Source organism: Actinospineispora eucalypti, assembly GCF_039543365.1.
Taxonomy (GTDB): Bacteria; Actinomycetota; Actinomycetes; order Mycobacteriales; family Pseudonocardiaceae; genus Pseudonocardia; species Pseudonocardia eucalypti.
This window is the reverse complement of the sequence record NZ_BAABJP010000066.1, coordinates 16,563-27,060: the sequence shown is the minus strand read 5'-3', so window position 1 is coordinate 27,060 and position 10,498 is coordinate 16,563. Positions and strand designations below refer to the sequence as shown.

The following is a 10,498-nucleotide window of genomic DNA, read 5'->3' as shown; positions in this document are numbered from 1 at the left end:
CGCTGGCCGGCAGCTGAGAGCTACTAACCGAACCGCCGGAAACACCGATCACGGGATAGACCCGGACTCCCGCACCCAACGTCAGTCGAAGACCGGGTCTTCGGTGCGGGTGCGCTTGAGCTCGAAGAAGTGGGGGTAGTCGGCGAGGGTGCGGGCGGCATCGAAGATTCGGCCGGCCTCCTCGCCCGATGGGGCGCGGGAGATCACCGGGCCGAAGTAGGCCACCCCGTCCACGTGGATGGTCGGCGTGCCGACATCCAGGCCGACCGGGTCCATGCCGGCGTGGTGGCTGGTGTTCAGCGCCTCGTCGTACTCGGTGCTGTTCGCCGCGTCGGCCAGGGACGCCGGCAGGTCCAGCTCGGCCAGCGCCTCCTTGATCACCACGTCGAAGTCCTGGTTCTTCCGGTTGTGGATCCGGGTGCCCATCGCGGTGTAGAGCGGCTCCAGGATCTCCTGGCCGCGCAGCTGCTCAGCGGCGATGCACACGCGCACCGGCTTCCACGCGTTGGCCAGCCGCTCCCGGTACTCGTCGGGGATGTCCCGGCCGGAGTTCAGGATGGCCAGGCTCATCACGTGGAACTTCAGATCGATGTCGCGCACCTTCTGGACCTCGAGGATCCAGCGGGAGGTCAGCCACGCCCACGGGCAGAGCGGGTCGAACCAGAAATCCACCTTGGCCGTGCCGGTGTCAGAGCCGTTGCTAGAGGTCATGTGAGGGGCAACACCCCCGGAACGGAAATTGTTCCGGTTACACCTGCCGGATCAACCCGGCCCGTAGCCGGCCCGGAACTCGGCCCACTCCCCCTCGGTGACCGGCCGGAACGGCAGCACCCCGCCGAGCACGAACATCAGGTCCCGCTCCCGGGGCGCGAGCACCGCGTCGTCCCAGTCGATCAGCCAGGCGCGGTCGCCGTCCAGCAGCACGTTCCCCAGGTGGGGATCGGCGTGGCAGACCACCAGCTCGGCGGGTCGCCCGCGCAGCCGCGTACCCAGCCGGTCCGCGCGGTCCAGCACGGCGGCGATCCGGTCCGCCGAGGCCAGCCAGTCGGCTCGCAGGGCGTCCACCGGCGCCAGCCGCCCCAGCGCCACGCCGAACTCCTCCCGGACCCGGGCAACCAGCCCTCTTTCCGCCACGCCCGGAGACTCGCACGCGCAACTCGGTGCCCGTCCACCCGGCCCGCATGGTTGGATCGCGGCAGACCTGCAGGCCGCACGACAGGGAGACCAGTGGCACCCCCGAACCTCACCCGGACCGAGGCCGAGCAGCGCGCCAAGCTGCTCACCGTCGCCGACTACACCATTGCGCTGGACCTGACCGACGGCTCGGGCCGCCCCGGCACGACGGAGTTCACCAGCACCACGACCGTGCGCTTCGACTGCGCGGAACCGGGCGCGGACAGCTGGATCGACATCGTCGCCGCGCGAGTGAGTTCGGCCGTGCTGAACGGCGTCCAGCTGGACGTCTCCGGCTACCGCGAGGAGGACGGCGTCCCGCTGCCCAACCTGGCCGGGCACAACGAGCTGACCGTCACCGCCGACTGCCGCTTCATGAACACCGGCGAGGGCCTGCACCGGTTCGTCGACCCGGTTGACCAGGCGGTCTACCTGTACTCGCAGTTCGAGACGGCCGACGCCAAGCGCATGTTCGCCTGCTTCGACCAGCCGGACCTGAAGGGCCGCTACCAGCTCACCGTGACCGCCCCGGCGGACTGGCAGGTGGTTTCCAACTCACGCATCGAGGACAGCTCCTCCGCGCCGAGCGGCGCGGCGATGCACCGGTTCGCCACCAGCGAGATCATGAGCACCTACCTGGTGGCGCTGATCGCCGGCCCGTACTCGGTCTGGCGGGACGAGCACGACGGAATTCCGCTCGGCATCTACTGCCGGCGCTCGCTGGCCGAGCACATGGACGCCGATCGGCTGTTCACCGAGACCAAGCAGGGCTTCGACTTCTACCACGCCAACTTCGGCGTGCGGTACCCGTTCGGCAAGTACGACCAGCTGTTCGTGCCGGAGTTCAACGCCGGCGCGATGGAGAACGCCGGCGCGGTCACCTTCCTGGAGGACTACGTCTTCCGGTCCCGGGTCACCAAGTACCTCTACGAGCGGCGCGCGGAGACCGTGCTGCACGAGATGGCGCACATGTGGTTCGGCGACCTGGTCACCATGCGCTGGTGGGACGACCTTTGGCTGAACGAGTCGTTCGCCACCTGGGCGTCGGTGCTCTGCCAGGCCGGCGCCACCGAGTACACCAACGCGTGGACCACCTTCGCCAACGTGGAGAAGTCCTGGGCCTACCGGCAGGACCAGCTGCCGTCCACCCACCCGGTGGCCGCCGACATCCCGGACCTGGCCGCCGTCGAGGTCAACTTCGACGGCATCACCTACGCCAAGGGCGCCTCGGTGCTCAAGCAGCTGGTCGCCTACGTCGGCCTGGAGCCGTTCCTGGCCGGCCTGCGCGACTACTTCGAGGCGCACAAGTGGGGCAACGCCACCTTCGACGACCTGCTCGGCTCGCTGGAGAAAGCGTCTGGTCGCGACCTTTCCGACTGGGGTAACCAGTGGCTGCGCACCACCGGGCTGAACCTGCTGCGGCCGGACTTCACGGTCGGCCCCGACGGCCGGTTCACCTCCTTCGCGGTGCGCCAGGGCGGCGCCCGGCCGGGCGCGGGTGAGCTGCGCACCCACCGGCTGGCCGTGGGCGTCTACGACGACTCACCCGAGGGCAAGCTGGTGCGCACCCACCGCGTCGAGGTGGACGTCAGCGGCGACCGCACCGAGGTGCCCGACCTGGTCGGCGTGCCGCGCGGCAAGCTGGTGCTGGTCAACGACGACGACCTGACCTACGGCGCGCTGCGCCTGGACCCGGGCTCGCTGACCGTGCTGATCGACCGGATCGCCGACATAACCGAGCCCCTGCCCCGCACGCTGTGCTGGTCGGCGGCCTGGGAGATGACCCGCGAGGCGGAGCTGAAGGCGCGCGACTTCACCGCGCTGGTGGCCGGTGGCGCCGGCAAGGACTCCGAGACCGGCGTGGTGCAGCGGCTGTTGCTACAGGCGCAGACGGCGGTGGCCTCCTACGGGGACCCGACCTGGGCGGCGTCCGACGGTTGGCCGCTGCTCACCGACGCCCTGCTGGCCATGGCGCGCGGCGCCGAGCCGGGCTCGGACGGCCAGCTGGTCGCGGTGAACGCGCTCACCGGCAGCGCGCTGGACGGGCCGAAGCTGGACCTGCTGGCCGGCCTGCTGGCCGGCACCGAGACGCTGCCCGGGCTGACCGTGGACACCGACCTGCGCTGGCGGCTGCTGCACGCGCTGGTCGCGCACGGCCGGGCCGGCGAGGCGGAGATCACCGCCGAGCACCAGCGGGACGCGACCAGTGCCGGCGAGCGGCAGGCGGAGCGGTCCCGGGCGCTGGTCCCCACGGCGGAGGCCAAGGAGCGGGCCTGGCAGCGGGCGGTGCACGACGACGACCTGCCCAACGCGGTGTGCGACGCGATCATCTCCGGGTTCTCCCACCCGGCACAGCGGGACCTGCTCACCCCGTACGTGGAGCGCTACTTCGCCGAGGTGGAGGACGTCTGGCAGCGGCGGACCAGCGAGCGGGCACAGTCCATGGTGCTCGGGCTCTACCCGTCCTGGTCGGTGGACAAGAGCGGGGTGGACGCGGCCGACGCGTGGCTGGCCGTGGAGGACGCGGAGCGCCGCCCGCCGGCCCTGCGCCGCCTGGTCTCCGAAGGCCGTGCCGGCGTGGTCCGCGCCCTGTCCGCCCGCGAGTTCGACCGCTCCTGACCCCAAATCGCCGATTCAGTCACTTTGGCAGCCTGATTCAGTGACTCTGGCAGGCCGGTTCAGTCCCTTTGGCCTGCTGGAGTCACTGAATCAGCGTGCTGAAAGCACTGAATCAGTGTGCTGAAGTCACTGAATCAGCCGGTCTGGTCGGAGAGCATTCGCAAACCAGTCAAGAGGCCACCAAACAGGTCGCCTTCCTTGAAGGAGGCGACCATGTTGATCGCGGCCAGGTCGCACACTCGGTCGGAGAGCCGCACCTTGGCCGCCGGGCCGGTGACGATCTCCAGCTTCTTCCGGCCCGGGTCGACCGCAATCAGCACCGAGTCGGCGCCGGCCGCGCCGAGCTGGTCGTGCAGCTTCTCGGCCGCCGCCCTCGGCTCGGGCAACAGGTCGCCCAGGTAGATGGAGAAGCGCAGCTTGGTGTGCTTGCTGACCAGGGTGAGGGTGTCGTCCAGCCGGTTCAGCTGCGAGCTGGAGAACGGCACGGCCGCCACCTGGTCGGAGCGGTACTCCTCGGCGGCGGAGATCCGGCCGGACGCGGTGCGCACCGCGCCGTAGGGCAGCTCCTCTTCCTCCTGGGCCCGCGGCACCAGGTGGCCGTCGTGACTGGGCTCGACGTGGTGCTGCTCCGGGGCCTCGGCCTCCGGTGAGGTGAGCTCACCAGTTGCCATGTGCCCCTCCTCGGCTCGCGCCCTGGGCGTACTCATGCTCGGTCACCTCGGGAAGCTCGGCGCCCTTCGGGTTGGCGGTCCACCACACCGGTGGGTAGTTCCACGGCTCACCGGGGCGGTAGCGCGGTCGGCGGACAAGGCCTCGGCCGGCCGCCAACAGCGCTATCACAAGGTATATCCCCAGCGGCACGCACACGTACAGCAGCGTGGTCTGCAAGACGCTCACAGCCACTCAGGGTAGTGGACGAACCTGAGAGCCTCGCACAGCCCCGCGTCACCAGACCGGAGGACGGCGGTCACCCCACGGGGCGACGGAGGCCAGCGAGGCGCCCAGCTCGAGCAACAGCGCGTCGGCGCCCGGCGCACCGACCAGTTGCACGCCGATCGGCAGGTTCTCCCCGGTCCAGCCCAGCGGCAGGCTCAGGGCCGGCTGACCGGTGAGGTTGTAGAGCGCGGTGAACGGTGTGAACGCCCGCTGCCGGGCGTAGTCGGTGACCGGGTCCCCGCCCTCGGTGAACCAGCCGACCGGGCGCGGCGGCTGCGCCAGCGTCGGCGTCAGCACCACGTCCACCCGGGACTGCGCGGCCACCACCCGCCGGGTGAGCAGCTGCGCGGCGGAAGCGGCGGCGACGAACTCCGGCCCGCTGATCGCCCGGCCCCGCTCCCGCCACCACCGGGTCAGCCCGAGCAGCTCGGACTCCCGCTCCGGGGGCACCGGGTGGCCGTGCGCGAGCACCGCCCACAACACCTCGAAATGCCTCACCAGCTCCTGGGCGCCCTCCGCGGTGACCGGCGGCGGGATGTCCACCACCTCGTGCCCGAGCCCGGCCAGCAGCTCGCCGGCGTGGCGGTACGCGGCCAGGCACTCCGGATCCACGGTCACCCCGGGTAGCGGCGGTTGCGCGTACCGGCCGATGCGCAGCCGTCCCGGGTTGGCTCGGCGGACCCTTTCGGCGAAGCTTCCGCCGGGCGTGGCCGGCCGGTTGAACGGTTCACCGGGCACCGGGACGGCCAGCGCGTCCAGCATCGTCGCCGCATCCAGCACGGTGCGCGCGAGCGGCCCGGACACCGACATACCCAGCGGGTCGCCGCCCACCGGTCCCCGGGACACCAGGCCCCGGCTGGTCTTCAGCCCGACCAGGCCGCACACGCTGGCCGGGATCCGGATGGACCCGCCGCCGTCGGTGCCGTGCGCGAACGCGACCAGCCCGGCCGCGACCGCCGCCCCGGCCCCGCCGGAGGAACCCCCGGCCAGCCGGGTCGGGTCCCACGGCGTGACGGTCGGCGCCCGGCCGGCCGGCTCGGTGTACGGCGGCAGGCCGAACTCGGGCACGGCGGTCTTGCCCAGGCTGATCGTGCCGGCCTCGGCCAGCAGCCGGGCGGAGTCGTCGTCCACCTCGGGCACGTACTCGGCGAACACCGTCGAGCCGAACGTGGTCCGCACCCCGGCGGTGACCGCCAGATCCTTGATCGCGGTGGGCACACCGAGCAGCGGCGGCAGCTCCTCGGCCGGCCCGGCGAGCAGGCGCTTCTCGGCGGCCTTGGCGGCGTCCAGCGCGCGCTCCGGGGTGAGGGTGACGAACGCGGCCAGGATGGGGTCCAGCCGGTCCACCCGGCGCAGGGCGTGCTCCACCAGTTCCACGGGGCCGAGCTCACCGGCGCGGATCGCTTCGGCCTGCTCGACGGCGGTCAGCTCGTGGGGCTCGGTCATGTAGGCGAGCGTACGGTTTTAAAGATCGGCCTGGACGGGGGCGGTTGGGCTCCTTGGTCACGTTCGCCCGCCGGCCGAACGTTTGGGCGCGGGTCGGCTCGGGTCGCTCGTCACCGTCCGTAGCCACAGCGCACGGGCGATCGGGCGGGTCGAGGGCCGCGCCGCACCGAGGGCAAGCTGAGTCCGGTGAACAGCAAGATCAAAGCGGACTGAGCTTGCACTCGATGAATCGGCACCCCGGAGACCGACGCCTACCGGCTACACAGGGTCAGGACCGGCCCGAGAAACGCAACGGGCGGCACCCAGCCCGACAACAAACCGAACCGCGCCCGTCCAAGCCGATCTTTAAACCCCCGCCCAAACGCCCGGCCGCCGCCCCGCCCACGGCACAGCCCGCTCCAACTGCCCACCCAACGCAAGCAGCATCCCTTCCGAACAGAGATCACCGGCCAGCTGCACCCCGATCGGCAACCCCGTCGAGCTCACCCCGAGGGGCAAACTGAGAGCCGGCGCGCCGGTCAGGTTGAACAGCGGGGTGAAGGTGACGATGTCGAAGAGTTTCCTGGTCCACGCCTCGTGATCCAGGTCGGCGTTGGCGTCCAACACCCCCAACGGCGGCGCGGGGGTGTTCGCCGTCGGGGTGAGCAGCACGTCGTACTCCTGGTGGAAGCGGCCCAGCTCCCGGCTGGTCCGGTTGGCGATGGCCAACGCCTCGCCCATGTCCACCGCGGTGAGCCGGCGGCCGTACTCGTAGCCGGCCAGCACGGTGGCCTCCAGGGTGTCCGGGCCGGGGGCGAGCCCGGACAGCTGGCTGACCCCGTGCACCGACTCGGCCAGGAAGCCGGCCCAGATCCGGAAGTTGGCCAGGATGAACTCGGCCCAGTCGAGCGCCGGCGTGGCCCGTTCCACCCGGTGGCCGAGGTCGGCCAGGGTGTCGGCCACCGAGTCCACGGCGGCGGCCACGTCCGGGTCCACCTCGCTGCCCGCCCACGACTCGGTGTGCACAGCGATGCGCAGCGCGGCCGGGTCCCGCTCCGGCTCGGTGGCGAACGGGCGGGGTGGCTCCGGCAGCCGGTACTTCTCGCCGGGCACCCACCCGGCCACCTGGTCCAGCAGCGCGGCCGCGTCGCGCACCGTGCGGGTCACCGCGAACTCGCAGGCGAAGCCGTACAGCGCCTCCTGGGCGTCCGGCGCGAGTGACACCCGGCCCCGGGTCGGCTTCAGCCCGACCAGGCCGTTGTAGCCGGCCGGGATGCGGATCGAACCGCCGCCGTCGTTGGCGTGGGCCACCGGCACGGCGCCGGCCGCGACCAGCGCGGCCGAGCCGCCGCTGGACCCGCCGGCCGAGTGCCCGGGGTTCCACGGGTTGCGGGTCGAGCCGTGGATCAGCGGTTCGGTGTTGGCGTTGAAGCCCATCTCCGGGGAGGTGGTCTGCACCATGGTGGCCAGGCCGGCGGCGCGGAAGCGGGCCATCAGCTCGGTGTCGTAGCCGAAGGTGAGGCCGTCCGGGCCGGTCAGCCGGCTGCCCATCCGGGTGGGTACCCCGGCTATGTGGCAGACCAGGTCCTTCACCGCGAACGGCACGCCGCCGAACGGGCCGTCCGCGTTGTGCTCCAGCGGCTTCTCGAACGGTTCGGCGGCGGTCGCGTTCAACCGGGGCGCCACGGCGTCCAGCGCCGCGCGGGCCGCCTCGTACACCTCGGCGGCGCTCACCTCGCCGGACCTGATCAGCTCCGCGATGCCGGTGGCATCCTGGGCGGCATACTCGTCGACGCGCATGCCCGCGACGTTGCCCGGGGCGACGCGGCCGCACAAGGGGCAGATCTGCCCATGACTGGCGCCGCGGGCGCTGGACCACCGAGCACGCGCCCAGTCAGGCGCGTGCGGGATGACTACCGCCTCGGCAGTACCGGCTCCAGCGGATGCGCCGGCCCGCCGCCCACCCGGACCGGCTCGCCGGCGAATGCCAGCGCCACCAGCAGCCCGCACAGCGCGGCCAGCCGGTTGCCGTCCACGGGTCCGACCCACGGCCGGCCGAGCGCAAGGCTTTCAGCGCACGCTAGGGAGCCAGCCGCTGTGGGTGATCGCGGGCTAGGCGACCATCTCCAGCCAGGGTTCCCACGTCGGGTGCGGTTCGACGGTGAGCAACAACACACCGCTTCGCCCCCGCCTGGGTGGTCCCGGGTTCACCCGCATGGCCCAGCCGAGCTCGGTAAGCAGCCGATCGGCCTTGCGCGAGTTGCACGGCCGGCAGGCCGCGACACAGTTCTCCCAGGTGTGCTTGCCACCCCGGCTGCGCGGCACCACGTGGTCGATGGTGTCCGCCCGCTTGCCGCAGTAGGCGCACACCTTCCCGTCCCGGCGCAGCACGCCCGACCTGGTCATCGGCGTGGTCGCCCGGTACGGCACCCGCACGTAGCGGGACAGCCGCATCACCGAGGGCGCGGTGATGGTCAGGTTCTCCGAACGGAACGCGCCACCTTCGAGCGCGGCCTGCACGAGCTCGGCCTTGCCACTGAGCATGAGCAGCACCGCGCGCTTCGCGGTGACGACCGCGAGCGGCTCAAAAGTCGCATTGAGCAACAGCACTCGAGACGTCACCACGCCACCCCCTACCGGCCGCCGGCGCCTTCGGGCACCAGTAACCGGGGCGCCGCCCCGCGATCCGCGACGGCGCCCGGGAGTCCGGGTTGTCGTTCCGGCACGCGACCACCTCCAGGGCGGGGAGCTGACGCGCATAGTCGACCACATTCGGCGCCGTCCCGCATCCAGGAAAGCGGTGTGTCTTCCGACCCGGGTGGCGGCCGGTGGCCGGCCCCGCGCCGGGCTTACGTAACCTGGCCGGATGTGGCTAGTCCGCACCCGCCCGTGCCCACCCCACACTGGCCCCTACCCACCCCGCCGGCCGCCGTCCCCCAGGGCCTGACCGACGTGATCCCACCACCACCGCCGGACGTGATGGACGTCGTCAAGTGGGCGCCGGCCTGCGTGAACGACGCCGGCTCCTGGTGCGCGGCCGTCTACCAGTGGACCCACAGCGACGCGCTGGCCCGCTCGGCCGACGTGGTCATCGACCGCGCCTTCTCGGTGCTGCTGATCGTGGTGGTCGCGCTGATCGCCCGCGCGCTGCTGCACCGGGCGATCACCAAGCTGGTGCGCGGCGCGGCCAACGGCCGGGCGCTGGTGCCGCAGTCGCTGCGCCGGCGGGCCAGGGAGCTGGCCGGGTCGATGCTCTCCGAGCGGCGCAACCAGCGGGCCGAGACCATCGGCTCGGTGCTGCGCTCGATCACATCGGTGATGGTGCTGCTGATCGCCTCGGTGATGATCCTGGCCGAGTTCGGGCTGAACCTGGGGCCGATCCTGGCCTCGGCCGGCATTGTCGGCGTGGCGATCGGCTTCGGCGCGCAGAACCTGGTGCGCGACTTCCTGTCCGGCATGTTCATGCTGCTGGAGGACCAGTACGGGGTCGGCGACGTGGTCGACGTCGGGCCGGCCAGCGGTACCGTGGAGTCGGTGGGCCTGCGGATCACCACCCTGCGGGACGTGCGCGGCACCGTCTGGCACGTGCGCAACGGGGAGATCCAGCGGGTCGGCAACAAGAGCCAGGGCTACGCGGTGGCCGTGGTCGACCTGCCGCTGGCGCACAGCGCCGACATCCAGGCCGCCGAGGAGATCACCGCGCGGGTGGCCGGCGAGGTGGCCGAGACCGACGAGGTGGCCGAGCAGCTGCTCGAGCCGCCGGTGGTACTGGGGGTGGACAGCGTGACCGTGGAGGGCATCACGCTGCGGTTGACCGCGAAGACGCGGCCCGGCCAGCAGTGGCTGGTGCAGCGGGCGATGAACGCGGCGATCACCAGCGCGTTCGTCCAGGCCGACATCGAGCGCCCGCACGCCGCCGGCCCCGCCACCAACGGACCGACCCGGAGCGAGAGATGACCACGCCCCAGCAGTTCTATGCCGACGTCGACGGCGCCGAGGTGTTCAAGCGCCTGGTCGCCCGGTTCTACGAGCAGGTCGCCGAGGACCCGGTGTTGCGCCCGCTGTACCCGGAGGAGGACCTCGGGCCGGCCGAGGACCGGCTGCGGATGTTCCTCGAGCAGTACTGGGGCGGCCCGCGCACCTACTCCGAGCAGCGCGGACACCCCCGGCTGCGCATGCGGCACGCCCCGTTCAAGATCGGGCCGATCGAGCGGGACGCGTGGCTGCGCTGCATGCGGGTCGCGGTGGACGAGGCCGACCTGGACGACGCGCACCGGGCGATGCTCTGGCAGTACCTGGAGTTCGCCGCCGCAAGCATGGTGAACAGCCCATTTTGAACCCCTGA

11 protein-coding genes are annotated in these 10,498 nt (G+C 71.9%); 3 read left to right on the top strand and 8 right to left on the bottom strand.

The window, feature by feature from the left end:
- Positions 1-81: 81 nt before the first annotated feature.
- Positions 82-711, bottom strand: a complete 630-nt coding sequence (locus ABEB12_RS40010) for a mycothiol-dependent nitroreductase Rv2466c family protein (protein WP_185064202.1) — start codon at positions 709-711, stop codon at positions 82-84.
- A 51-nt stretch (positions 712-762) separates the two neighbouring features.
- Positions 763-1,134 (bottom strand): phosphotransferase family protein, encoded by a 372-nt coding sequence (locus ABEB12_RS40005; RefSeq protein WP_345703563.1) that lies wholly within the window; start codon positions 1,132-1,134, stop codon positions 763-765.
- Positions 1,135-1,227: 93 nt separating this feature from the next.
- Here ABEB12_RS40005 and pepN point away from each other — a divergent pair, with 93 nt between their 5' ends.
- A complete protein-coding gene (pepN, locus tag ABEB12_RS40000; RefSeq protein ID WP_185064201.1) occupies positions 1,228-3,792 on the top strand; it encodes an aminopeptidase N in 2,565 nt (854 codons plus the stop codon).
- Between the two features lie 134 nt (positions 3,793-3,926).
- On the opposite strand, the gene ABEB12_RS39995 is transcribed toward pepN, so the two are convergent.
- From ABEB12_RS39995 to ABEB12_RS39970, 6 genes are all read right to left on the bottom strand, one after another.
- Entirely contained in the window at positions 3,927-4,463 is a 537-nt protein-coding gene (locus tag ABEB12_RS39995) for a DUF5130 family protein (RefSeq protein ID WP_185064200.1), read from the bottom strand.
- Positions 4,450-4,689 carry an aa3-type cytochrome oxidase subunit CtaJ gene (gene ctaJ, locus ABEB12_RS39990; RefSeq protein ID WP_185064199.1) on the bottom strand — a complete coding sequence of 80 codons (240 nt, stop codon included), beginning with the start codon at positions 4,687-4,689 and terminating at the stop codon, positions 4,450-4,452. Before ctaJ ends, ABEB12_RS39995 begins: the two co-directional genes overlap by 14 nt.
- Before the next feature lie 48 nt (positions 4,690-4,737).
- Positions 4,738-6,174, bottom strand: coding sequence for an amidase family protein (locus tag ABEB12_RS39985; protein WP_185064198.1), 1,437 nt, complete (start codon positions 6,172-6,174; stop codon positions 4,738-4,740).
- A 345-nt stretch (positions 6,175-6,519) separates the two neighbouring features.
- Complete coding sequence (locus ABEB12_RS39980) at positions 6,520-7,953, bottom strand: amidase family protein (protein ID WP_185064197.1); 1,434 nt, start codon at positions 7,951-7,953, stop codon at positions 6,520-6,522.
- A 113-nt stretch (positions 7,954-8,066) separates the two neighbouring features.
- Positions 8,067-8,189, bottom strand: a complete 123-nt coding sequence (locus tag ABEB12_RS39975; protein ID WP_345703562.1) for a hypothetical protein — start codon at positions 8,187-8,189, stop codon at positions 8,067-8,069.
- A 76-nt stretch (positions 8,190-8,265) separates the two neighbouring features.
- Positions 8,266-8,775 (bottom strand): HNH endonuclease, encoded by a 510-nt coding sequence (locus ABEB12_RS39970; RefSeq protein WP_345703561.1) that lies wholly within the window; start codon positions 8,773-8,775, stop codon positions 8,266-8,268.
- Positions 8,776-9,021: 246 nt separating this feature from the next.
- Between ABEB12_RS39970 and ABEB12_RS39965 the strand changes: the two genes are divergently transcribed.
- Positions 9,022-10,110 (top strand): mechanosensitive ion channel family protein, encoded by a 1,089-nt coding sequence (locus tag ABEB12_RS39965; RefSeq protein WP_345703560.1) that lies wholly within the window; start codon positions 9,022-9,024, stop codon positions 10,108-10,110.
- A complete protein-coding gene (locus ABEB12_RS39960) occupies positions 10,107-10,490 on the top strand; it encodes a globin domain-containing protein (protein WP_185064195.1) in 384 nt (127 codons plus the stop codon). The genes ABEB12_RS39965 and ABEB12_RS39960 overlap by 4 nt, the downstream gene beginning before the upstream one ends.
- Positions 10,491-10,498 lie beyond the last annotated feature (8 nt).